Below are 25340 nucleotides of genomic sequence, written 5' to 3'. Positions count from 1 at the left end.
GAATTATCAGTTAATTCCCTGCTTTTTTGTAGATTCACTGGGGTGTTAGATGTTACCATGTATCCAAGGGATGAAAGACTAGTGCAACTGCAAAGTCACTAAAAGCGTAATCCAAAATCAGAATCGGAGGGATAATTAAATGACTGACTTTAAAGATAAAATGGAAAATACAAAAGACAAGATCAAAGGTAAAACAAATGAAACCGTCGGTAAGATCACCGATAATGAATCTCAGGAACTGAAAGGAAAAATGCAGCAGAAAAAAGCTGAAATAAAAGATGAATATCACGATACAAAAGATGATCTATCCGAAAAAATCAACGATAAGATCGATAAGCACGACCATAAAAGAGATGACCATAGATAAATCGGAGCATCTCAGTAAGCGTTCTTAAAAGTCTTTCAACCATTTACCCGGTGCCATGTGCACCGGGTTGTTTTATTGCACTGAATAATTTTGCTGAACGGAATGAAGCGAAATCTGTACTGGTCAGATATAAGTGATGAAAAGTCCTGTGATATAATGGGAAATAGTGATATTAAACAGATAAAGGGGACTATGCAATTGGAGAGAAAAAACATCTGGAACAAGTATGATCAGAGTGAACTGGAGAGTCTTGAGAAAGTCAGCACAGAATATATGGCTTATCTTGATGCAGGAAAGACAGAGCGTGAGGTTGTAAAGACCTCACAGGAAATGGCTGAAAAAGCAGGTTATGTGGATATCCAGGAAATCATCAGAAACAAGACAAAACTGAAACCTGGAGACAAAGTCTATGCAACGCTTATGAAAAAAGCCATCGCATTATTTCTGATCGGCGAAGAACCCATCGAAAAGGGTATGAACATTCTCGGGGCTCATGTGGACTCACCAAGACTGGATGTCAAGCAGGATCCGCTTTATGAAGATACCGATCTTGCGTATCTGGATACCCATTATTATGGTGGAATCAAAAAGTACCAGTGGGTAACGATTCCTCTGGCCATTCACGGAGTGGTTGTCAGAAAGGACGGAAGCGTCATTGATGTGGTGATCGGTGAAGACGAAAAGGATCCTGTAGTGTTCATCTCAGATCTTCTCATTCATCTGTCCAGAGAACAGATGGAGAAGAAAGCGGGTAAGGTCATTGAGGGTGATGATCTCAACATCATCATCGGAAACAAACCAGTGAAAGGTCAGGAAAAGGATGCGGTGAAGAAGGGGATACTGAAGCTTCTTAAGGAAACCTATGACATGGAAGAAGAAGATTTCATTTCAGCAGAACTTGAAGTTGTACCTGCAGGTCGTGCAAGAGAAGCGGGACTTGATCGAAGTATGATCATGGCTTATGGACATGATGACCGTGTATGTGCCTATACCTCTCTGGCAGCTCATCTGGAGTTCACTGAAGTCAGGAGGACCGCTTGTACTCTTCTTGTAGACAAAGAGGAGATAGGAAGTGTAGGGGCTACAGGAATGCGTTCCAAGTTCTTCGAGAATACCTTTGCCGAGCTTCTTGAAGCCATGGGTGAATATAGTGAACTGACTTTAAGAAGAGCTCTGGCCAATTCCAGAATGCTTTCTTCAGATGTCAGCGCTGCCTATGACCCCACGTATGCCTCTTCCTTTGAAAAGAAGAATACTGCCTATCTGGCAAAAGGAATGGTATTCAACAAGTTTACCGGATCAGGCGGAAAATCCGGATCAAATGATGCAAATCCTGAATATATGGCGGACCTTAGAAGAATCCTCGATGAGAATAAAGTCAGCTACCAGACTGCAGAACTTGGAAAAGTTGATGTCGGTGGTGGCGGTACCATAGCCTATATCCTTGCTCTTTACGGTATGGAAGTCATCGACTGCGGTGTGGCAGTGCTCAACATGCATGCACCATGGGAAGTGGTCAGTAAAGCCGATGTCTATGAGACCAAAAAAGGCTATGAGGCATTTCTTTCAAACTAGATCATAAAAGAAGACCAGAAATCAGAATTCTGATTCTGGTCTTCTTTTATGAAATTGAAAATTATCCTGTCTGTCTTTTGGTGTGTTATCCGATGATCTTATCCAGCAGACCTGTTGTGCTTAGAAGGATGATGAACACAAGTACAGGTACAACGAACTTGATGAGTACAGACCAGATCTTTTCGGATCTGAACTTGCTTCCAATTCTGATTTCCTTAACTGCATTAGGAACGCCCCATACAAATCCGATGAAGATTGCACTAAGCAGTCCGCCAAGTGGAAGCAGGTAGTAGGATGTGACAACATCCAGAAAGTCGAAGATTCCATAGCTGTTTCCGTCGATCCAAGGGATAAGGAACCCGCTCCATGCACCCATAGATAGAGAAGCGCCGATTCCGATAACGAACATGACTGCTGTAAAGACCATAACGGAAGTTGTTCTGCTCCATCTCAGTCTGTCTATACCAAATGCTACGGTAACTTCCATAAGTGAAATGGATGAGGAAATTGCTGCAAAGAAAACCAGTACAAAGAATATGACTGAGAAAAACATACCCAGAGGCATATTTTCAAATACTGCTGGAAGAGTGACGAACATCAGACCAGGTCCCTGTGAAGGTTCGAATCCGAAGGCGAATACTGCAGGCAGTATTGCAAATCCTGCCATGATGGCAACAAGTGAGTCAAGGCTTGGAATAAGCAGGGCATCTTTTTCAATATCAGAGTCTTTGTTCAGATAACTGCCATAAGTGACCATACAGCCCATACCAAGACTCAGAGAGAAGAATACCTGCCCGAGAGCGGCGATAATAACTTTAAGTGTGATTTCGTCAAAATTTGGTGTCAGGTAGTATTTCAGTCCTGCTGATGCACCTTCAAGTGTTACGGATCTCAATACGATCACCGCAAGCATAATGAAGAGGGCTGGCATAACGATCTTGGAAGCTTTTTCAATTCCACCTGAGATACCACGAATAACAATAAGTGCTGTGAGACCCATGAATATTAAATGATAAACGATCGGTTCTACTGGGGATGTTATGAAGTTTGTAAAGTATGCACCTTTATCTGCTCCTATGCCAGTGATGCTGGCAACGATATACTTGATTACCCATCCGCCGACTACAGAGTAGTAGGAGAGGATCAGGAAACCAGCAAGAATACCGAATCCACCGACGAATCCCCAGCCTTTTTTGATTTTGGAGTATGCGCCGAATGCATCGGAATTTGTGTTACGACCGATGGAAAGTTCAGCCAGCATCAGCGTAAAGCCTAGGATGACTACAAGGACGACATATACAAGTACGAAAGCGCCTCCGCCGTTTTCACCGGCAAGGTATGGAAATTTCCACAAGTTTCCAAGACCGACTGCTGATCCGACAGCAGCCATCAGAAAACCGAATCGGGATGACCACATGCCACGCTTTTCTTGTGTCTGTTGAGGCTTATTTTGCTCCATGATAATTCCCCCTTTTTATTCAAAATTGATAGTTATGCAAGAAAAGTAAATTAATACTATCATTTTTTGAATTTATACCACTGATTATATAAAAATTGATAGTTATAAATCAACACTTTTCTTAGGTGTGCTGAAATTATTACGATTATGGTAAATTGTGTTAAATATTTTGCGACTCAAACAACTTCATTAATGAGCTTTTTTGTAAATCATACAATTCATACTCCTGCAGCATTGGATACAATGAGAATCCGAGAGAGAAAAATTCCCGATCAGGCAGGCACGTGATGGAAAATCAAGATAAAAAACCCCAACATACATTGAGTATGTTGGGGTGATGTCATTCCTCTTTAAGGAGAGCAAGAAAGGTTTTCCTTACAGCAAAACCTTCATCATCCTGATTGGAGAGAACAGTTATGATCTTTTCATCAGTAAAACTGTACTGACTGATCAGAGTCAAGCCGGGGTCCGCTCCGACGATATAGATGGTTTCTGTTTCATCGCCATTCTTTCTGATCCATACCCCTAAGCCGTAGTAGTCATCCTCATCATCAGCAGAAACCTTGGCGCTGATCATCTCCTTGACCATATCGGCAGACAGGATTTTTCCGTTTACAAGGGCATTCCAGAACTTCCTGAGATCGCCTGCCGTGGTATAGGCACCGCCATCTCCGCCACCTATAATAGGGATGGAATAGATGTTGGAGATCAGTTTGCCCTCTTCATTCACTGTATAACCGATGGCGGTATCTTTCGGCAGATCGTTCATCGCAAAATATCCACTGTCTCGCATATCTGCGGCATCAAATACATTTTCTCTGACATAGTCTATAAATTTTCTCTCCGATACATGTTCGATCACCATGGATAGGATGACGAAAGCACCGTTATTGTATTTAAAGCGCTCACCTGGAGAGAATTCCATTTTCCTGTCTCTGAGAAGGACCAGAAAATCGTCAGGATGTTTCATCCTGTACATCGGCAGATCGTTCCAGATGCCGGTATAATCATCGTTCTCCTCTTCATCGAAGTAATCCATGAATCCAGAAGTATGGGTAAGAAGATGCCATATTGTCACATGTTCATCCATGTGAGGGAAATGATCGGGAAGATAATAGGCAACCGGATCTTCAAGTGACAGCCTGCCCTCTTCTACGAGTTTAAGGACTGCAGCTGCAGTGAAAATCTTTGAACCGGAAGCTGTGGGAAACCGTGTATGAATGTGATTAGGCACTTCTTCGTTGATCACTGCAAGGCCGAAAGCTTCCTCAAAGAGTACTGTGCCATGCTCGCTAAGTGAAATCACGCCCGAAAAATCGGGATGAGCGTTGAGAATCTCTGTTCTTATTCTGGCTGTGTTCATGATCGTTTCTCCTTTACTCTCTATTCTTTATGAAGACATCATAGCATGATATGGAACTGATATTCAAATCCCTCTATTTAGTAGACGGAATCTTTAATCGGATGTGATCTGACCTTTGATTGAAACCTTTTTCTGTGCTAAATTATGAAAGGACAAAGTTTTAAATAACACGGTTAAGGAGATAAAATGCTGAAAAAAGATTTACTTGAAATCAAACGAAGATACAAGAAAGACCAGGCGACATTTACAAAGATGTGCGGATGTTATGTCAACGGAGAGAAGAACATCGTGACGAAGTTCAGAGAAACCTTCCTTAACCTGGAGGAAGAAGAGTACCACAAGTATCTGGAGATTGCGAAGAAAGTGCTTAGCGGAACAGTAGGTAATAACCTTCTGGAACTGAATTTCCTTGATGAAGTTGGTGAAGCTAGTGAGAAGCAGAATTTCTATATGGATCTTAAAAGAAGCAGACTCCTAAAGGATGACCTGCTGGACAGTTTTTATCAGAATGTGATCGATCACTACCAGTATGTAGGCAACTATATCATCATTCTCTTTCATGATCTTTATGACGTCATTACAAAGACAGAAGATAATATAAAGATCGATGAATCTGAAGAGGTCTATGAGTATGTCCTGTGTGCCGTCTGTCCGGTTTCGCTGTCTGATCCGGGACTCAGCTATGCCGAGAATGAAAACAGGATCAAGGCGCGTCACAGGGACTGGGTAGTGGAAGCGCCGAAGACAGGATTTGCATACCCTGCATTCATCGACCGCAGCCAGGATCTGGATTCGGTGATGTACTTCACGAAGAACGCCAAGGACACTCATCCGGAATTCATGGAAGATGTTCTGGGCTGTCACATCAAAGAAACCGCGACCCTTCAGAAAGAATCCTTCCAGGCGATGGTGAAGGGGACGCTTCATGCAGGCAATGAGGAATCTGAGACACTGTTCATGGAAGTTCAGGATCAGCTTCATGCGATGGTTACAGAACATAAATCCTTATACTCGGATGTGGATATGGAGCCCATGGTGCTCACCCACCGGGAAGTGGAGGAGATACTGAAAGACAGCGGGGTATCGGAGAATCTGACCAAGGAAATTGCGGAATCCTTTGAAGCTTATTACGGAGACCAGCCTCCCCTTGCAGAAAGTCTCATCGACAACAAGGTGCTGAAAGAAAAAGATCAGAGAAGAAAAGAAGAAAGACTGAAGAAAGAAGTCGTTCTGCTAAAAGGAGAACTGGAGAAGGCAAAGGAACTGGAGGATAAGGGGGAAGAGTCGGAGAAATATGATGTCATCCTTAAGGTCAAGGCAGAGAGAATACCCGAAATCAAGTCACAGATCATTGATGGAAAGCGATATCTTGTGATTCCGGTGGAGGAAAACGAAGAGACCCTGATCAATGGCGATGCGAAAATCATCTAAGGTTATTCCTCTGCTCTTTCGTTGAAATATACTTATGCAGATGTTAAACTGGGTTAAATGTCTATCAGACTATATTGTTAAAAATTCTTGGAAAACTATGGGGGCTATATGAAGATTGGGAAATTCGCGGAAAAATATGGGGTAACTCCTGATGCAATCCGGTACTATATCGAACGAGGACTGCTGGTTGCGCAGAAAAGGGGAGAACAGTATTTTTTTACCGAGGCTGATGGTAAGGATCTCGAAAAAATAATCGAACTCAAGAATCTTGAGTTTTCTCTTAATTCCATTTCGGATATTCTCACCGTCCAGAGACTAAGCGGAGAGAACACGGATGTCTTCAGAAACTATTTTATGCCGTATCTTATCCGGCAGAAAGACGAAATAGACGGCGAAGCGTACAGACTGAAGAGTCTCAGCGAAACAATCGGCAGGAAGATAGACGAGCTGAGACTAGAAGATATTAAAACGACCGAAACCCTGGGACTGCCTTTATCCTCTCTTGAAAATATCGTATGCCCCAGATGCGGGATTTCTCTTCACCTGAATAAAGGCTCTCTTCAGGACAATATGGTGATCAAAGCGAATCTGTCCTGCAGCTGCGGATACGATGCGAAAGTAAGAGAAGGAATATTCATCCATGAGTCTGCAGTGAGAAAAAAACTGATGGGTGACAGACCTATGCCCACGAAGGAAGAATTTCTGGAAAGCTCTTCCCCTACCTATATCAACTATCTGTATCAGACCATGGCAGCAATGATGAAATATATGGATTTTTCGAGTGAGAAACCGGGTCATATCCTGGAGCTCAATAACTGCGTAGGCTTTTTCCTTCTGCAGTACATCAGCTACCTGCCTGAAAATATGGTCTATATTCTGGTAGACTATGATCTCGACCGGATGAAAAGGCTGAAGAAGAACCTTGAGATGTATTACCACCACAGGAGATTCATCTTTTTATGCTGCGATTATGACTCCCTTCCTTTAAAACAGGGTTCAGTGGATGCTATGGTGGATTATGGGATGACTAGACATTATAAGATGGAAGTCGACCGTTATCTGCCGGATATTATTCTGAATATCCTTAAACCACGTGGTAAATTTGTCAGTTCCTCGATTTATTTCGGTGAAGAATCCAGAATCTCGCCAAGGTTAAGAGATCCGAATTTTGAATACTGCGCAGCCAGTCAGATGAAGAGACTCATGGATGCCGGGCTTGAGATCAGAGATCATTCCAGCGTAGGACCTGCATTTCAGGTAGGATCTCCTACCAGCGAGCTTGATGATATGGAACTTTATCAGCTTGTGGTAAATGCAGAAAAGCGCTAACCCCCAAAAGGCCCACTTTGGATTAGATGCCGCTCGCTAAGGAAAGATTCTGATGAGGCCTATGATGCTAAGTAATATATAATGATATACAAAAGAAACCATGGAGCTGACACCATGGTTTCTTCTATTTTGATTAAAAATTATCAATATAGATTATTGACATGGTCATAAGGCCAGCATTTAGTATTATACATGTAATTAGTTTGTATATTAACAAACAAAAAATACTCATCAAGGGGGAAGAAAGGATGAAAAATACCAGAAAAATAATCTGTGGCGTACTGACATTATTCATAATGGCGGGATTTACGGCTTGCGGAAATACTGAGGGAAAGACGGACGAGAAACCAAAGGCGGGGAACTACACGGAAGGAACATATACAGAAACCGTGAAGGGACATAATGGAGACCTCGAGGTTGAAGTGTCATTTGATACGGAGAAAATCCTCTCCGTTAAGGTGCTTTCCCATGAGGAAACCGCAGGCATAAGTGATGCACCGATTGAAAGGATACCAGAGGAAATTATTGAAGCACAGACACTTGCTGTGGATACGGTTGCCGGTGCGACAGTGACATCAAATGCCATTCTTGCAGCGGTTGAAGCATGCGTTGTGAAGGCCGGAGGAGATGCGGCAAAGCTTAAGGTGAAGCAGACGGGCGAAGATAAAGAAGCGAAAGATGTTGAACTGACCACTGATGTTGTGGTCATCGGTGGAGGCGGAGCTGGACTTGTGGCTGCGGCTTCAGCTGAAGAACACGGTGCGAAAGTCATCGTTCTGGAAAAACTTGCTGTAACCGGAGGTTCCACTGCACTTTCCGGTGGAGGAATTTCAGCTACAGGAACAAAGTTTCAGGAAGCTGAAGGAATCAAGGATACCAAGGAATCATGGATGAAGCTCTGGAAAGAGAGACAGTCCTCCTCGAATGCTGATGGCATGTATCCGAACTACGAAGTAGTGGACCGGTTTATGGATGCCGCTGTGGTGACTACAGAGTGGATGGTGGATTATATCAAGCATGAGTATTCCGCAATCATGGGATTCGGACTGGATCCTGTAAGAAGACTCCACTTTGCATACAGCGACGCGACAACAAAAGGCGGAACGACTCTTACAAAGAATATCGAGAACTTCATTACCGGTGAGGGAGTAGAGATTCTTACAGAAACAGAGGCTACAGAACTGATTACAGACGAGAAAGGTAACGTCACAGGTGTCATTGCAAAGGGCAAGGACGGAAAAGTGACCGTTCATGCAAAGAAAGTCATTCTGGCGGCAGGCGGATTTGCCAAGAGCGAAGAACTTTTAGAGAGATTTGTTCCTGAAGCGAAGGGCACTTCAGAGCTCAGCTGGGCATCAGCAGGCAGTACAGGAGATGGAATCCTCATGGCTGAGAAATTAGGTGCTGCAGTCTATGAAGAGCCATGGATAATGGGTGTAGGTATCGGCAGCAAGGTTCCTGGAACACAGGCGCTGGGCATGGACTGGACTAGAGTATATGTGAATAATAAAGGTGAACGATTCACGAATGAAGAAGTACATTACTCTATTGCAACAAACAGACTGATCGAGCAGAATGGTACATGGCTCATCGTAGACTCAACTGAGGCGAACAAAGATCTTGTGGCTTCACTTGAAGCGGCTATGCCGTCAGAGGAAGTGGTGAAGGGTGAAACATTTGAAGCCCTTGCCAAAGAGATGAATGTTCCTGAAGAAACATTTGTAAAGAGCATGAACACCTTTAATGAGGGTGTCAGAACCGGAAATGATGTCATGGGGAAATCCAAGGATTACCTCGTATCCGTAGAGAAAGCTCCATACTATGCCATCCGATTCTATCCTGTAACCATGGGCACTTTCGGTGGAGTGAAAACAGATGAAAGCTTCCGTGTCGTCAAGGCAGACGGTAGTGTCATCGGCAATCTCTATGCTACAGGAGAAAACGCCAACAAGGTACTTTACAATCAGGTATACATGTCAGGCAGTGCCGTACAGTTTGCGCTGACAAGCGGACGAATAGCAGGCCAGCATGCTGCGGAAAACCTGAAATAACATATAGCTGACTCAATGCTCCTTCTTTTAAGGACTCCCCTCCGGGTTTCATGAAAGAAGGAGCATTATAGTATTCATAATGAAAATTCAGGGACCAGCATAAATTTCGCAAATATTTTGACAATATATTTCATACGTAATACCATAGAGGTATGGAAATGGTGAATGCACCATAAAATATAAAAAGAGAGGGATGACAATATGAATATGAAGCAGGCAAAGCGTATGACTGAGGACAAGGGATTTGTGGCGGCACTTGACCAGAGTGGAGGAAGTACTCCGAAAGCCCTGGCTGGTTATGGAATCCAGAAAGATCAGTACAGAAATGAAGAGGAAATGTTCGACATGGTCCATAAGATGAGATCAAGGATCATCAGGAGCGAAGCGTTTGATTCAAAGCATATCCTTGCTGCGATTCTGTTTATGCAGACCATGGACAGAACCATTGATGGAATGTATACGGCAGACTATCTATGGGAAAGAAAGAATATCGTCCCGATCCTCAAGGTGGATAAGGGGCTTGCCGAAGAGAAAAACGGTGTTCAGCTCATGAAGCCGATAGACGATCTTAAGGAAACCCTAAGACGTGCAAAGGAAAGACATATTTTCGGTACAAAGATGCGTTCTGTAATCAAAAAAGCGGATCCTGAAGGAATAAAGCAGATTGCAGACCAGCAGTTCGAGTTCGGGAAAATCATCCTTTCCGAAGGTCTGATACCGATCATAGAACCTGAAGTGGATATTAAGAGCGCAGACAAGAAAGAATCCGAGGAAATGCTCAAGAAAGAAATTCTACGTCATCTGGAAGAGCTTCCAGATGACCAGAAAGTGATGCTGAAGCTTTCCATTCCTGATGTTCCGGATTTCTATAAAGAGCTCATCGAACATCCGAAAGTCATGCGTGTGGTTGCACTTTCTGGAGGATACACAAGGGAAGAGGCAGTGGAAAAGCTGAAGAAGAATAAGGGCCTTATCGCCAGCTTCTCAAGAGCGCTGCTTGAAGGACTGAGTCATGATCAGGATGAAAACACCTTCAACACCACTATGGAGAAATCTGTCCGAGAAATCTATGATGCATCTATAGTATAGATCAGTTCAGAAAGCCTTTCTGGCCGAGCGTAAAGTTCGTCAGGGAGGCTTCTTTATTTCTGTGGATAAACCGGGAATGTCTGAGGGTGAAATCCTTATTCCTGTGGATATTGAAGAACCTGAGGAGATAAAAAAGGCGCCCTCATGGAGGACGCCTTCAATAAGTTATACGAAAAAATGATACTACTTCAGATTTCCAGGAGCAGCCTTAAGGATTCTTCCGGAATTCACTGTTTTAACAGGAGAAACTGCAGGTCTTACGATACGCATCGGGATTCACCTCCTTTCAAAGGATAAAGGTCAGTCTAGAAATTCAGACTGTTTTTCCAGATCAGATTGAGCACTTTTCTGATGCTCGTCTTCTCTGAAGGACAGGGTCTTTCTCCGGTCTGCATTCTATACCAGGGACAATGGTTACCCTGACAGGAAGGTCTGTAGAAGCATGACTGACATGTGGAGTCCGTTTCTTCACCGGATGTGACCCATTTAATGATTTTATCATAATCCAGGTCCATGGAACCATCTTCAAGGAGATGTCCCACGTGATTCACCTCGGCATCAAGTGCGGTGGTGCATTTATAGAGCTGACCGTTCGAGCCGATGACCATTGCGTTGGGCTTTGCGGCGTAGCATACAGAACCGGTTGGCATGATGACTCCAGGAATAGCAGAGCTTAATGCCAGTTTTTTGTCCACTGCATCATTTGTGAACTGCCACATCTTTTTACCTGCTGTGATATGGGAGCAGATCGGAATGTCTTCATCGTGCTCTCCTCCCCATCTTCCCACAGGCCGATAGAGGATTCCGAAACGTCTGTCTCCTGAGAAATATTCCTGAAGATACTCAGTCAGTTCTTCAGTCTCAATCAGATTGTTTTCATCGAAATTGACACGTATGGAGATGTCGAAGGTTTCCTGGCTGTCTTTTGCAGATTTCAGATTGTCCATGATGTCTTTGAAGGTCTTGCCTCCTCCGATGAGGAAACGTCTGCTGTCATGTACAGCCTCGATACCATCGATGGTGATCATAAACTGGCGGACATCCATGGAAATGAGTCTCTCGAAGACATCCTTGTTCAGAAAGTAGCCGTTGGTAGATATATCTGCAGAATACTGCATGTCGGATTCTTCAGCAGTTTTCTGAAAGTCTCTTGTGAGCTCCTCCATCAGGTCGATCTCAAGCAGAGGTTCACCGCCGAACCAGCTGATATGAAGGCTGCTTAATGTCTTGGCCTTTGATTTGACCAGAGCCTTGACCCCTTCTATGGTCGCATCGGTCATTCGTCCGCGTGTAAAGGATTCATAGCAGTAGGTGCATCTGAAATTGCAGGCTTCTGTCGGCATCAGAACGAGATGCAGCATATCTGTCCGATGCATGGACTGATGAAGATGCTCGGCACGCTTCAGTTCATTGACGTCTTCTGATACGAGAAATCCGTTTTCCATGAGAACAGTACTGATTTCGGTTTCATTTATGGCAGATGAGGACTTGAGTAGAGTCAGGACTTCTTCTTTTTCGTCTTTCGAGAAATCGACGAGGGCTCCGGTATAGCTGTTATATAAAATCAGACCGTCTTCTTCAGTCTGCGAGAGAGCATTGAATCGGGATGCGGTATATACTTTGGACAATTTTTTATCCTCCTTAAGATGTGGCGCTTTAATCTGAATCTATGTCAAATTATAGATAATATTCATTCTTTATGGCAAATCATTATTTACAGCCTTCATTTTAGCATAGATAGAGTGACCTAGGAAGGTCTAAATATGGAATAAACCGCCTGACCAGTTTCAGACTGGAGGCGGTTTATTTTTGAAGGGGATAGAATCAGTGCCTGTGTGAGAAGGCTGATTTTCTAGGCAACACTGAATTCTTTTTCTTTCGGGGATTCGATCTCACCGGCTTTTGTGAGGGCAATCTTTGTGGTCACGGGTCCTACCAGTTCGTATATGACGGTTCCCGCAAGGATCACGACTTTGATGGTCTGGCCGTATTCAGGCAGGACAGACAGGGCTACGGTTGCGAGTCCTATGGCAACACCTGCCTGAGGAATGAGGGTGAAGCCCAGGTATTTCTTTACAGGTTCTTCGCACCTGCATAATACAGCACCAAGTGTAGCACCGGATATTTTTCCGATCACTCTCGTAACGATATAAATCACACCTACGATACCTACTGAGGGCAGGAGTCTGATGTTGAGATCTGCACCCGACGTGAAGAAAAACATCATGAAGATCGGAGGCGTGAACAGGTCGATCTGAGCAAAGACGTCTTCTGAAATGCTTGAAGCATTGACAAAGAATGCGCTCATGGCCATACAGGAGAGAAGCTCGGAAAGGCCGAAATACTTGGATAGGCCAAGCGTCAAGGCGACCATAGCGATGGTAACGGACAATCTGTTTCCTCGTCCGGTAAACCATCTTGTCATAAGCGTCAGGATGAATCCCATGATGGCGCCTAATAGGAGTGCTGAGGTGATTTCAAGAACAGGTTTGAGAAGTGTCATAAAGAGTGAGATTTCTGCCGTCGCATCCAGGGTCTTTACAACAGCGAGCGAAATCCCGAAAAGTATGAGTGCAATGGCATCATCTATGGCCACAACAGGCATCAGTGTCTTTGTTACAGGTCCATCCGCTTTATACTGCCTGACGACCATCAGAGTTGCAGCGGGAGCTGTTGCTGCCGCAATGGCACCAAGCATAAGAGAAAAGGACAGGTCATGTCCTGTGAGAATCAGTGCAAGATCCACAAGAACAACTGCTGTCAGCGCCTCAAACAGGGCAATCACCATAGGTGCCTTGCCTACTTTTTTCAGATAGCTCAGTTTAAATTCGGACCCTATGGAAAATGCGATGAATCCTAAAGCGATTTCCGATATGGGTTCGAAGGCAACAATGCTCTCGTGGGGAAGAAGCTTCAGCATATACGGACCTGAGATGAGTCCCATGATCAGATAGGCTGTGACATTGGGCAGATGAAATTTTTTGATCATTTTGCTGGATAAAAGAGCCAGAATGAGTGCAAGTCCAAGATAAATAAATAAGTCCAGTTCCATTTCTATTCACCTAGCCCTTCCACTGAAGTGAGGGGAATGGAAAACATGATTCCTTTTCCGGGTTCATTGAGATCACCTGTGATTCTTTTGACTGCAGATTTTGTTTTCAGGATCTGCTCGTCTCTCAAAACAAAAAGCAGCACATGGCTTGATTCTCTTACAGTGTCCGACATAAGGTGTCTCATCATACCGAATACCGGAAGATCTTCATTCTTCATCAGTACATTGGCCATGCCTTTTCCTTCCAGTATCGTCCCACCTTTGACGCCCTCTTCAGCGAGAGAGGTGATCAAGGTGTCGATACAATCGATGTCTTTGAGTATCAGTATCAATAATTGCATATATACTTCCTTTCTACAAAAAAAACCAACAGGATATATTTTATGCCTATGAATTTTGAGCGTCAAGGCAGCTCAACCCCTGATCTTAAAGAGAATATGTGTATTTATTGAGGGAATTGAGGTTAATTAGCAGATATCTTAATACAATTTAAGTGATGAAATAAATCATGCGCAAAATATGTAAAAACGGCACGTCATGATTTATTCATATTTGCAGTCTAAAAATCGTTTACTCCAGAGGGGCTTTTCGGATATGCACGTCAATGTACGGAACAGACATAGGTTACGAAGTCCGCTGTCTTGGGATCGGTCCGAAAATCCTTCGTGGGCTAAATGAAATAAGCTAAATCATTAAGTTTCTGTGAGAAACGGGTATTTTAATGTAGTGAAAGATAAAGAATGATATAATTCTATCGTTGATTGAATATTTAGATAAATTATAAACGGTATGAAAGGAGGTACCCATGAAAAAACAGCTGCTGCTTTTGTGTGTGCTGGGACTGGCTGTACTCATCACGGCATGTTCGGGTTCAGATGCAGAAGGTATTATTTCGGCTAGTGAATGGGAAGATGATCATCCGGAGATTTACGCAAGTTATCAGGAAAACAGTGAAATGGAGGAAACCGCTTACGGGGGATCGGTACCAATAGATTATCTTGAGAAATATCCGTACCTGAAAGTCCTTTATGAGGGAAATGGTTTCAGCATCGATTATCAGAGAGCCAGAGGGCATGTCTATGCGATGGAGGATATTTTAAATATCGAAAGACCGAAACCTGGAGCAAGCTGCCTGTCCTGCAAAACCAGCGGATTTCTGGAGCTTCTCGATGAGCACGGTATAGATGCCAATGCCATGGACTTTGAAGAAGTGGATAAGAGCACGATGGAGACCATAAGCTGCTATGACTGTCACAGAAATGAACCAGGCGTGGTCAGTATTACACGTGAACATCTCAATAAAGCTCTGGAAGGCATCGATGGAGAATTTGAAGATGGCGATCTCGTCTGTGCACAGTGTCATGTGGAGTATCATCTGGATCCGGAGACGAAGGAAGTCGTTATGCCTTCAGTCAGCGGGCTTGATCCTCAGTCCATGATGGCGTTCTATGATGAAGCGGGATACTCCGATTGGGTACATCCGGTTTCGGGTACGCAACTTCTTAAGGTTCAGCATCCTGAATGGGAGACTTTCCAGGGCAGCATTCATAACAGTATGGGCGTAACCTGTGTCACCTGCCATATGCCTGAAATGGAAGGCGAGGGTGAAGAAGCCCTTAAGAGCCACCACTGGACAAGTCCGCTTAAAGACGGCATTGAAGCATCATGCCTTGGCTGTCATCAGGATGATACGGTAGAGTCTCTTAAAGAAAGAGTTGAGAATCTGCAGGGCGAGGTAGAGGAAAAGACGAATGAAACTGCACTGCTTATCGTGGATCTCATTGAGGCTCTGAAGAATGCTGAAAGCAATGGCGTTTCAGATGAGAATATTGCGGAAGCCAGAAAACTTCATAGAGCTGCACAGTGGTACTGGGATTTTGTGTTTGTGGAGAACAGTGAGGGATTCCATAACAATGCGCTTTCACACCGACTGCTTGATGATGCCAGAAGTCTGACGGAAGAAGCTTTGGCGCTTCTTGAATAATGATGACAATCGTATTAAGGCAAGGCTCCTTTAAAACTGGAGCCTTGTTTTAGAGTGGAGGGGGCAATGGTTAAGAAACAGCATTCTTTTTCACCGGGAAAATTTATCGCGTCGATGAAATTCGGTATGATCCTTTTACTGCTTCTTGCAGGATATTCGACTCTTGGGACACTCATCCCACAGGAAAGACCCCTGGGGTTCTATGAGGAAAACTACAGTGAGCTGGTTTTCACTCTGATCAGGATTTTTCAGCTTCATAAGGTATACAGCTCTGTCTATTTCATCATCCTCACACTTTTTTTCTCCGGCAATCTTATTTTCTGCAGTCTGAGGAGACTGCCAGGCACCATAAGGCTTTATAAGAAGGATCTTCATATCGACAGTCTTCTGATTAAAAATCCTCTTTTTGAGATTCCGGTTGAAGGCATAAAGGATAGCAAGGCTCTTTTTCATGCTCTCGGATACAGAAAATTCCGTACGGTTGAGGTAGACGGGAAAAGAATAGCCTATGCGGTCAGACGCAGATGGGGATATTTCGGATCCTATCTTGTGCATCTTGGGATCCTCGTGGTTATACTTGCCCTGGCTTCGGGAAAGCTGTTCGGCTATGAGACTTTTCTTACGGGAATTCCGGGAGATGAGCTTGCGGTTACGGATACGGATTATGTCATTCATCTCACTGATTTTGATATTCTTTACAGAGCCGACCATAGTATCCATCAATATATCTCATCCGCTGAATTTAAAGGAAGAGATAATGAAGTCATTGAATCGGGGGATATTTCTGTGAACAGTCCCATGAGAACAAGAGGATACAAAATCTATCAGAGCGGAACAGGATGGATGATGGAGCTTGTTGCTAAAAGGGGAGGAGAGGAAATCCTCAGAGAAAGATTCTATCAGTCAGGAGCAGTCATGCTTGAGGAGCAGGATCTTGCTCTGGAATTTCGCAGCTTCTATCCGGATTTTGTGCTTTCTGAAGGAAAGGCTTATACAAAGACACCTTTTCTGAACAGGCCGAAGTACCTTTTTATCCTTTATGAAGGGGGAAAGAGCGTATATATGAATGTGGCATCCCCTGGTGAGACCATACGTTATGGGGACATAGAATTTCAGGCATTTGACCCTAAGCTCTTCACGGTACTGCAGGTGATCAGGGATCCTGGAGCCATATTTGCCGCTCTTGGCGGTTTCTTTATGCTCATCGGGCTGCTTCTGACCTTCTACTATGTACCAGGCTATATCATGGCTGAGGAGAGAGAAGGCAAGCTCATATTATCTGGCGGTTCGTACAAAAACAAGGAGGCATACAGGCTGCAGATGGAAGACAGACTCAGTAGGTTTTTAGAAAAGGGAGGGAAATGATTTGACGGAGGCCGAGAATATTCTGTTTTATCTGGCACTGATTATTTATACCATTTCCATGATCTTATACATCGTTTTTTTCATCGGAAGACGGGAGAAGTCTGGAAGGATCGCAACCTATATCCTCTATGGCGGGTTTCTTGCACATACTGCAGCCCTCATCATAAGAGGTATCGCCTCAGGAAGAGTTCCTTTAACCAATCAGTATGAATTTGCCACCAGTTTTGCATGGGGAATTGTTCTGCTCTTTCTGATTTTCGAGAGAAGATTCAGTTTCAAAGCCATGGGTACGTTCGTCATGCCGCTCATCCTTCTTGTCATCGGCTATGCAGCAATGCAGAGTAAGGATATCCATCCGCTGATGCCGGCTCTTCAGAGCAACTGGCTGGTATTCCATGTGGCGACAGCGGTCATCAGCTATGGTGCATTCGGTGTTGCCTGCGGAGTTTCCGCCATGTATCTGGTAAGAGACAGAATGGGCGAGGAAGCTTTCATCACAAAGCATGTACCGGAGCTTAAGCAGCTGGATTTCATCAGCTACAGAGCGGTGGCAGCAGGATACTTCTTTCTCACTCTGGTCATGATTACAGGAGCCATATGGGCAGAACAGGCCTGGTCCAGGTACTGGGCATGGGATCCGAAAGAGACCTGGTCCTTCATCACATGGATCATTTACTCCATCTATCTCCATCTTCGCATCACAAGAGGCTGGAGAGGAAAGAAAGCGGCACTTTTTGCTGTCATCGGATTCATCTGTGTCCTCTTTACCTATATCGGTGTAAATACTCTTCTTCCAAGTGTTCACAGCTATGCTTCCATACGTCTTGTAATGAATATATAGTGCGATAGGCTTATTCATCTGTACTTCTCTCAGAGGAAGTTTAGTCATACTTCGTCTGAGAGAAGTATTTTTTGCGAGGGCAGGTACCTGAGACTATCTGATGCCATAAAGTACCATTAAATGTGTTTCAGTAAATCAATATAGAATGATCATATAAGGTATTATTTCAGAGGAATATTTAGTATAGTTAATATAAGGCTCTGTATGAATGCTATGTTGAAAATAGATTACTTAAATGAGATATGTTATAATATCAAAATATATACTTTCTCGAAGAATTTATTAAGAAAGATATACATTCTTTCTTTTATGCACAAAAAGATGAGTTATATTGAGTACCGATTATCACTGAACCAACATAAAGAAGCTACTCAAGAGGGGGGGGTAAGATGCATTATATAAGTGGATTCGTGAATATATTTCTTTTTCTCATTATTTTCTGGTTGGGTCGCCATGATTTGCAGAATGCAATATATCAGTTTCCTGCATTGTTTGCGGTAATTATCGGATGGATTGCCATTATTAAGTCAAAAGAAAAAAGGAAACTAAATAAGGCTTGATGCATTTAAGGGGTTCTAAGAATCCTTTAATAAATAACATAATATCAACACTACGCTCATACAGAGACTAATATAAAGAACAATCAATAGGATAAAGAGGTATCATATGGGTTTATTTGACAAGCTGAAAGGACCAGTTCTATATAAGGACTCGAATGGAATGAAGAGACAGATTGAAATTCTCTCGGAACTTAAAGACAGAACGTCGGGAGAAACGGAAAAACTGATTCTGAAAGACAGGAAGCTTCTGGAATATGGACTGCAGGGCGAGGAATCTCTTCTATTTGAACTCATGAACAGTTTTACGCCGATGATTATTCTAAGAGATCTTCATCTTGAATCTGGCGATCTAAGTGCTCAGATCGACTTTGTGGTGATCATGAGAAAAGTGATCTTCGTCATCGAGTGCAAAAATCTGTTCGGAGATATCGAGGTCAATGAAGCGGGTGATTTCGTCAGAACACTCAGTTACGGCGGCAGGAAATACAGGGAAGGAATCTACAGCCCCACCACTCAGAACAGAAGACATCTTGATCTCCTTAAAGCCATCAGGAAAGATGAGATGAGTAATCTCCTCATGAGAAGCATGTTTGAAAAGTATTTTGATGAAAACTATAAGTCTGTTGTCGTGCTGGCCAACAGCAAGACGGTTCTAAGTACACGTAAGGCGGATAAAGGGATCCGGAATCTGATCCTACGTAATGACCAGCTGATCAGTCATTTAAAAGCTGTCAATGGTGCAAGCAGGGATGTTGCCTCTTCAGATAAGACCATGTATGAAATCGCAGACAGATTTCTCAGGATGCACAGACCGAACAGGAAGGACTATACGGCTAAGTATGGAGTTCTTCAGGGGGAGAATCTTGTGGATGCAGCTGAAGAAGAGTCAGATAAGGAGAAGGCGGCACAGTCTTCTTCACCCTCAGATAGAGAACCGAAAAATCCCGATGTTCTCTACCAGATGCTGAAAGAATACCGGCTGAACAGAAGTCGTGAGGAAGAGGTGAAGGCATATTATATCTTCACCAATGCCCAGCTGGAGGAGCTGGTTCATGTCAGACCTTTATCGCTGGAGAGTTTAAGACAGATTACGGGATTCGGAGAGGTCAAGGTAAGTAAATACGGACAGGATATTCTGAATATCCTCCATCAGTGAATTAAGTCAGATGAGAATGATGAGCTTAGCCATCAGCTCAATATCCTAAATATCGTGTGGAGGATGCTTAATGAATACCAGTGAGAATCTGATCCTATGCAAAGAAAAGGACATTACGGAGAACGTCCGGTTCTGTGTATATAATCTTCTTTCCAAAAAATTTGATGTCACTTTTACAAACGGAAAAGTATATCACTATAATTACCCGTCCATCGAATGGATCCGGAATCCGAAACAGATCAGTACGCAATGGATCAGCATCAGACATAGTGACAGGGAACTCTTCAACATCAGTGAGATATGGGAATTTTCTGGAGCCCGTCATAAATACTGGGTCATCAGATTCAATGACGGTAGCGGGAACTGCTACGACAAACGTCATCTGGATATTCTTGGCTCCTGCCTGAACAATGAGTCCACAACAAGTACCCTGGAATATCTAAGAAGAATCGCATCTGTAAATGAGCTGCGTACGGAAGATGGACAGGTTCTTCTTCATAAACAGTATGAGAAACTGGATTTCATCGACAGGGATTCTGCCATGGCAACCTATATGAATCCCGACAGATACCCGATGCGCAGCTATAAGGAACCTTCTCTCATATTTCCTTTCGGTGGAAATGCCAGCCAGTTCAAAGCTGTCAGAAATGCCATGACGAATCAGATCAGTGTCATACAGGGTCCTCCTGGAACCGGGAAAACCCAGACCATCCTCAATATCATTGCAAACATCATGATGGAGGGGAAATCCGTATTAGTTGTCTCAAACAACAATTCCGCCATTTCAAATGTGGAGGAAAAGCTGTCATCAGAGGAATGTGGACTTGGATTTCTTGCTGCTTCTTTAGGCAATGTAAAAAACAAGGATATCTTCATACAGAACCAGACTGGCAGCTATCCCTCGTTCTCAGGATGGCGTGCAGATGAAGAAAAACAGGGATTCTTTAATCGGAAAATCAGAAAGGTATCCATGGAGCTCGGGGAGGTTTTTGACAGACAGGAGCGTCTGGCCAGAGCACGTCAGGAGTTTGAAGCTCTTGAGACGGAAATCAGACATTTCAGGAAGTACTGTAAAGAAACCGGTATTGAAATCAGGAGAAATGACCGCGCTCACTCATCTAAAAAGCTCATGAACATCTGGCAGGAATGCTATGCCTATTCAGAAGAGGATAACAAGATATCCTTATGGTTCAAACTGAAAAACATCAGAATCATCGGCATCAGAAGCTGGAAGCTGTATGAAAAAAGACTGCCTCAAGTGATCACTTACTTTCAGGAGCTATACTATGAGGCTAAACACGCTGAGCTGAAATCAGAAATTGAAAAGCTGTCTCAGTATAAGGAACTGGATCGGAACAAGATAGAGGATCTGACACGGGTATCGCTGTCTTACTTAAAGTCAGCACTTTATGACAGATATGGGGGAAGCGCAGTTCGCAAAGTATTTACGTCTCATGATCTTTGGAAAAGCCCCAGAGAGGTAATCAGCGAATATCCGATCACCTTGAGCACCACATTCTCCTCAAGAAGCAGCTTGGGTAAAGATGCGATGTTTGACTATCTCATCATGGATGAAGCTTCCCAGGTGGATGTGGCAACTGGTGCACTAGCCATGTCCTGTGCAAGAAACGCTGTGATTGTTGGTGATCTGAAGCAGCTGCCTAATGTGATCAGCGAGGAGATGAAGGAAAAGACGGATGACATCTTCAGGAAATATGATATCTCCGAAGGATATGCCTTCAGCAGCAACAGTTTTCTGAAGTCCGTCTGCAGAGTCATCCCTGATCTGCCCCAGACTCTTTTAAGAGAACACTACAGGTGCCATCCGAAAATCATCGGATTCTGCAACCAGAAGTTCTATAACAATGAACTGATCATCATGACCGAGGATAGAGGAGAGGCAGATGCGCTGTCGGTTTACAAGACAGTTATGGGTAACCATAAAAGGGATCATTTCAATCAGAGACAGATTGATATACTTCTTCAGGAAGCGCTGCCCGCACTCTCTAAATCGGGCAGTCCGGATATAGGTGTCATTGCACCTTATAACGAACAGGTGAATGCAATAGTGAGCACCTTGGAAGGTACGGGCAGCATCGATGTGGCAACGGTTCATAAGTTTCAGGGACGAGAAAAGGACACGATCATCATGACCTCTGTGGATGATGTGGTCACTGATTTTTCTGATGACCCCTATCTTCTTAATGTAGCCATATCCAGAGCAAAGAAAAGACTTTGTCTGGTGGTTTCAGGGAATGAGCAGCCAGCAGACAGTAATATCGGTGATCTCATATCCTATATCGAGTACAACAATTTTCAGGTGGTCGAAAGTGAACTTTACTCTGTTTTTGACTATCTCTATACTCAGTACACGAAAGAAAGACTGGCATTTCTAAGAAGCCATAAAAGAGAATCGAAGTATGACTCCGAAAATCTCATGTTCGGGACCATTACGGATGTTCTGAGAAAGCATGAGCATCTGTCTTTAGGGGTGATCTGTCATCAGCCGCTGAATATGCTCATCAGAGACCCGAAACATCTGTCGGACGAGGAATGCAGGTATGTCATGAACAAGGCCACCCATGTGGACTTCCTGATTTACAGCAGAATAACCAAGAAGCCGGTATTTGCCATAGAAGTGGACGGATTCCATTTCCATAAAGAAGGTACGAGACAGAAGGAGAGAGACATCATCAAAGACAGAGTGTTCAACCTGTACCGGATTCCGCTCGTGAGGTTTTCCACCAATGGAAGCGGTGAAAAAGAAATCCTTGAGAAGATGATCATGAACTATTCCAGATCATAATGTGAAAAGAAATGAAAGAAGGATCGACTTAGATGAAATATCCGTCAATCCTTCTTTACTATATGAGTTTCTTTCTGATGAATTCGTGCTGTCTGTTCAGGCTGAAGCCTGCTTTCTCATAGAGTATTTTTGCCGGATTACTTTCCACCACCCACAGACTGATTTCAGAAAAGCCTCTTTCTTTCAGCCTGTTTACGGTATAAGCCAGAAGTTCTTTCCCGTAACCCATACCCTGCTTATTGACGGATACTGCCAGTTTGTCGATTTCATTATTTTCGACCATTACTGCCGCTGCAATTTCTTCGTTTTCTCTGAGCACAAAGATATCTTCTGATTTTTTCTGATATGTCTCTTTTTCTTCCTCCGAAGGTTCTGATGGCACGGATTCAAGACCCACAGAAAGCCGCATTCTATGGATGGCTTCGCTGAGTATTTTCTGCACAGCGTCATAATCTTTGTCTGAGTAATCTGATACAGAGATTTGGGAAACATCGAATTTGTCCCCTGAATAGATCATATGGTTGGAGCGGAACCAGTTCTCATATCCTCTTTTCAGGAGAAAAGCGCGGATTGAATCGTCTACCTTATAATCACAGATGATTTCTTCTACTCCGTATTCCAGCATCTCATTTTCCAGAGCGCTTAGAAGAAAGGACCCTATCCCTTCATTTCTTCGACCTGGGCTGACTGTAAAAGTCATACTGGTCCTTTTTGTTCTACCGGTATAAACGCCTATGGCTACAGTGTCATGGTCTGATTTCACAACTACCGCACACTCAGGAAAATCTTCAAGGCAGCCAAGTGTATCCTTTCTGACGAATTCATCCTCTGTGAGAAGATTCTTTATTTCCTGTATGTAGTTCTTCTTGTACTTTTCACATGTTAATCTCATTTTTAATCCCTCATAATTCTATTTGCATAGCATATATATTAATGAATATTATACATTTAAAATGAGAAAATTTAAACGAACGGATCAAGGTTACTGTTCACACCCTTAAACAATTAAATGATATAACTTGGCTGAAATAGTTCCATTTGACCAGTATAAAAACTGGTCTATTTTCTTGTGCTAAAATCCATATAACCATTGAAATAACTATGTTTCAATAAAAAATAATCCTTAAATAACTGGACTTTATTGGTTGTATATGATATAATTATTATATTGATATTATATGAAAGTTTACAGTTCTTTTAAGAAGGTGGGGTCTTATGCCTGTTTTGTTTAAGCAAGATAATCGTCTTCACGCAGAGAATTTCAAGCTGCGTACGCAGCTGAATAAAATTCAGTCAGAAGGATATTTAGGCTCATTGATTTCACTCCACGAGGAAGAAATTGCTAAAAAAGACCGCAGAATCGCGCAAATAGAGAAGAAAAACGCGAAACTTTCAGAACAGCATTCATCCGACCTCAAAAGAATCCGAAGCTTGGAGTTCGATCTTAGCATCGCCGAACTTGATGCAGCAGATTTGAAAGTCCAGATGGAACATCAGATGCAAATCTCCTGTAAAGATCTCTCTGAGCGGGATGGAATCATCCAGAAACTTAAGGCTCAAATCAATCGGGACTATACCAACTCATCCATTCCATCTTCGCTGTGTATGGGACATGAAACAATCCATAACGGCAGAGAGAAAACCAGGCGAAAGCCCGGAGGTCAGCCTGGACATCAGGGATATCATAGAAAAAAACAGATTTCCAGCAGCCAGGTGAATCTTTCGATTCCCTGTGCCTGCCTTTTCTGTTCTTCTGATAATCTTCACACGACAGGTCGATCCAAGACAAGGCAGCTGATTGACCTTAAGGTGACCGTTTCTGCCACGGACTATATATCGAAAGAATTCAAGTGTGACAAATGCGGCACTAGTTTCTATACGGAATTTCCTGAAGGCCTGCCAAACGAAGTCAATTATGGTCCTGAGATCAAAGCGCTTTCTGTTTTTCTCAACAACCGTTGTAACGTTTCTCTTGATAAGACCGCAGAAACACTATGGGAAATGAGCGATGGATTAATCTCCATCTCCAAAGGCACCCTAAGCAACCTATCAACGGAATTCTCTAACAGGGCATCTTCATCTCTCAATGAAATCATCAAAGACCTTAGACAGTCTCCGGTGATCCATACTGATGCGACAAACGCAAGAGTAAGTGGAAAGAATGCCCATATCTATGTGTATGCCAACAAAAACGGAAAGGTCTACTCTGCAAATGCTCATAAAGGAATCGCTGCCCTTACGGGCAGTCCTATCGATGACTATGGCGGAATAATCGTGCATGATCATGATCGCTCTTTTTACCGTTTTGGTGCGGACCATCAGGAATGTAATGTACATGTGCTACGCTATCTCCTAGATGCAGCCGAGAATGAGCCTCATTTGAAGTGGCATATCCAGATGAGAAAACTTCTGCTGGACATGAATAGAGACCGCAAGGTCCTCCTTGCAGCTGGAGAAACGTCCTTCGCTGAGGAAGCTCTGCTAGAATATCGTCATAAATACGAAGAGATTCTCAGTGAGTCCAGCAAAGAATATTCGACTCATCCGCCAACCAAATACTATATTAATGGGTTCAATCTCGCCGCAAGGCTTGGTAAATATAAAAAGAATCACCTTCTGTTTCTAGAGAATTTCCTGGTTCCTTTTGACAACAACCTATCAGAACGATCACTGAGAGTGGCTAAAGGAAAAACGAAAGTTGCAGGCACCTTTCGGAGCATGAAAGATGGTTTGCAAAGATATTGTGACTTTCTCAGCATATCAGAAACTTCAAAGTGCAAAGGTAGCCCAGTTTATCAGACAATCCGTAACATATTCAGTGATGAGGATGATATCTGGTCACCTCTGAGGAAGTGATTCAAGGACACTTAAGTGGAGCGTATTCATTCGCTCTTTTTTTGTTGCAGCTATTT

Annotated in this window: 18 protein-coding genes; 12 read left to right on the top strand and 6 right to left on the bottom strand. The window is 43.3% G+C overall.

Going from position 1 to position 25340, the window contains the following annotated elements; genetic code table 11:
* Window positions 1-139 precede the first annotated feature (139 nt).
* The gene (locus tag RTX25_RS07105; RefSeq protein ID WP_312652183.1) at window positions 140-367 is read left to right on the top strand and encodes a CsbD family protein; all 228 of its coding nucleotides are present in this window, start codon (window positions 140-142) and stop codon (window positions 365-367) included.
* Between the two features lie 192 nt (window positions 368-559).
* The gene (locus RTX25_RS07100) at window positions 560-1942 is read left to right on the top strand and encodes an aminopeptidase (RefSeq protein WP_397428527.1); all 1383 of its coding nucleotides are present in this window, start codon (window positions 560-562) and stop codon (window positions 1940-1942) included.
* An 85-nt stretch (window positions 1943-2027) separates the two neighbouring features.
* On the opposite strand, the gene RTX25_RS07095 is transcribed toward RTX25_RS07100, so the two are convergent.
* On the bottom strand, window positions 2028-3401 hold the full coding sequence (locus RTX25_RS07095; RefSeq protein ID WP_312652179.1) for a sodium-dependent transporter: 1374 nt from the start codon (window positions 3399-3401) through the stop codon (window positions 2028-2030).
* A gap of 340 nt (window positions 3402-3741) precedes the next feature.
* Window positions 3742-4764, bottom strand: a complete 1023-nt coding sequence (locus RTX25_RS07090) for a serine hydrolase domain-containing protein (RefSeq protein ID WP_312652177.1) — start codon at window positions 4762-4764, stop codon at window positions 3742-3744.
* A 186-nt stretch (window positions 4765-4950) separates the two neighbouring features.
* Here RTX25_RS07090 and RTX25_RS07085 point away from each other — a divergent pair, with 186 nt between their 5' ends.
* The 4 genes from RTX25_RS07085 to RTX25_RS07070 all read left to right on the top strand — a co-directional run bounded on the left by RTX25_RS07085 (window position 4951) and on the right by RTX25_RS07070 (window position 10664).
* A complete protein-coding gene (locus RTX25_RS07085; RefSeq protein WP_312652175.1) occupies window positions 4951-6195 on the top strand; it encodes a DUF4317 domain-containing protein in 1245 nt (414 codons plus the stop codon).
* 108 nt (window positions 6196-6303) lie between these two features.
* On the top strand, window positions 6304-7524 hold the full coding sequence (locus RTX25_RS07080; RefSeq protein WP_312652174.1) for a MerR family transcriptional regulator: 1221 nt from the start codon (window positions 6304-6306) through the stop codon (window positions 7522-7524).
* 248 nt (window positions 7525-7772) lie between these two features.
* Window positions 7773-9575 carry an FAD-dependent oxidoreductase gene (locus tag RTX25_RS07075; RefSeq protein ID WP_312652173.1) on the top strand — a complete coding sequence of 601 codons (1803 nt, stop codon included), beginning with the start codon at window positions 7773-7775 and terminating at the stop codon, window positions 9573-9575.
* Between the two features lie 201 nt (window positions 9576-9776).
* On the top strand, window positions 9777-10664 hold the full coding sequence (locus tag RTX25_RS07070) for a fructose bisphosphate aldolase (RefSeq protein ID WP_312652171.1): 888 nt from the start codon (window positions 9777-9779) through the stop codon (window positions 10662-10664).
* A 305-nt stretch (window positions 10665-10969) separates the two neighbouring features.
* Here the strand turns inward: RTX25_RS07070 and RTX25_RS07065 are convergent, their stop codons facing one another.
* The 3 genes from RTX25_RS07065 to RTX25_RS07055 all read right to left on the bottom strand — a co-directional run bounded on the left by RTX25_RS07065 (window position 10970) and on the right by RTX25_RS07055 (window position 14057).
* Window positions 10970-12292 carry a radical SAM/SPASM domain-containing protein gene (locus RTX25_RS07065; RefSeq protein WP_312652169.1) on the bottom strand — a complete coding sequence of 441 codons (1323 nt, stop codon included), beginning with the start codon at window positions 12290-12292 and terminating at the stop codon, window positions 10970-10972.
* 224 nt (window positions 12293-12516) lie between these two features.
* Window positions 12517-13716, bottom strand: a complete 1200-nt coding sequence (locus RTX25_RS07060; RefSeq protein WP_312652167.1) for a cation:proton antiporter — start codon at window positions 13714-13716, stop codon at window positions 12517-12519.
* A gap of 2 nt (window positions 13717-13718) precedes the next feature.
* A complete protein-coding gene (locus RTX25_RS07055; protein ID WP_312652165.1) occupies window positions 13719-14057 on the bottom strand; it encodes a hypothetical protein in 339 nt (112 codons plus the stop codon).
* A 464-nt stretch (window positions 14058-14521) separates the two neighbouring features.
* Between RTX25_RS07055 and RTX25_RS07050 the strand changes: the two genes are divergently transcribed.
* From RTX25_RS07050 to RTX25_RS07030, 5 genes are all read left to right on the top strand, one after another.
* Complete coding sequence (locus tag RTX25_RS07050; protein ID WP_312652163.1) at window positions 14522-15700, top strand: ammonia-forming cytochrome c nitrite reductase subunit c552; 1179 nt, start codon at window positions 14522-14524, stop codon at window positions 15698-15700.
* A gap of 66 nt (window positions 15701-15766) precedes the next feature.
* Window positions 15767-17065: a cytochrome c biogenesis protein ResB gene (locus tag RTX25_RS07045; protein WP_312652161.1), complete on the top strand. Its 1299-nt coding sequence runs from the start codon at window positions 15767-15769 to the stop codon at window positions 17063-17065.
* Window position 17066: 1 nt separating this feature from the next.
* Entirely contained in the window at window positions 17067-17906 is an 840-nt protein-coding gene (gene ccsB, locus RTX25_RS07040; protein WP_312652159.1) for a c-type cytochrome biogenesis protein CcsB, read from the top strand.
* Window positions 17907-18572: 666 nt separating this feature from the next.
* A complete protein-coding gene (locus RTX25_RS07035) occupies window positions 18573-19622 on the top strand; it encodes an HRDC domain-containing protein (RefSeq protein WP_312652157.1) in 1050 nt (349 codons plus the stop codon).
* Window positions 19623-19692: 70 nt separating this feature from the next.
* A complete protein-coding gene (locus tag RTX25_RS07030) occupies window positions 19693-22428 on the top strand; it encodes an AAA domain-containing protein (RefSeq protein WP_312652155.1) in 2736 nt (911 codons plus the stop codon).
* A gap of 58 nt (window positions 22429-22486) precedes the next feature.
* Here the strand turns inward: RTX25_RS07030 and RTX25_RS07025 are convergent, their stop codons facing one another.
* The gene (locus tag RTX25_RS07025; RefSeq protein WP_312652153.1) at window positions 22487-23320 is read right to left on the bottom strand and encodes a GNAT family N-acetyltransferase; all 834 of its coding nucleotides are present in this window, start codon (window positions 23318-23320) and stop codon (window positions 22487-22489) included.
* Window positions 23321-23643: 323 nt separating this feature from the next.
* Between RTX25_RS07025 and RTX25_RS07020 the strand changes: the two genes are divergently transcribed.
* Entirely contained in the window at window positions 23644-25284 is a 1641-nt protein-coding gene (locus RTX25_RS07020) for a transposase (RefSeq protein ID WP_312652151.1), read from the top strand.
* Window positions 25285-25340: the final 56 nt, after the last annotated feature.

The organism is Proteiniclasticum sp. (genome assembly GCF_032054185.1).
Lineage (GTDB): Bacteria > Bacillota > Clostridia > Clostridiales > Clostridiaceae > Proteiniclasticum.
Note: the sequence above shows the minus strand (reverse complement) of the source record. Positions and strands in the feature narration are given on the sequence as shown.